Origin of the sequence: Dietzia sp. UCD-THP (assembly GCF_000349585.1) — a bacterium.
Taxonomy (GTDB): Bacteria; Actinomycetota; Actinomycetes; order Mycobacteriales; family Mycobacteriaceae; genus Dietzia; species Dietzia natronolimnaea_A.
The window spans coordinates 1-284 of record NZ_KB714635.1 but is presented as its reverse complement, the minus strand read 5'-3'; the positions used below and the strand labels follow the sequence as shown (position 1 = coordinate 284).

The following is a 284-nucleotide window of genomic DNA, read 5'->3' as shown; positions in this document are numbered from 1 at the left end:
ATTGGGAGACACACCCTAGTACTGCTGAGCACTTTCCCTGCCCCTTGGTGACTCACCACGGGTCGGGGGCGGCATCGGTGCTGGCCCCCCACTCCGACTGCGGTCCGGATGTCGTCTCGGCGTCCGGGCCGCGCTCGTGTTCTGCGGACCGGTGGGCGAGATAGGACTCGGTGAAGTCGCTGACCGGTCCGGGGGTAGGCGGTGCGGTCAGGGCTGCTCGGGTGTCGGTGAGCCAGGCGGTCAGTTCGGTGTCGGTGCCGAGGGTGCTGGGGGCTACGGCGGGC

General features: G+C 69.7%; 1 protein-coding gene. It reads right to left on the bottom strand.

Translation table 11 applies throughout. The features are described from left to right. Positions 1-52: 52 nt before the first annotated feature. On the bottom strand, positions 53-284 hold a 232-nt coding region (locus H483_RS39600), incomplete at its 5' end, for a hypothetical protein (RefSeq protein ID WP_042329752.1).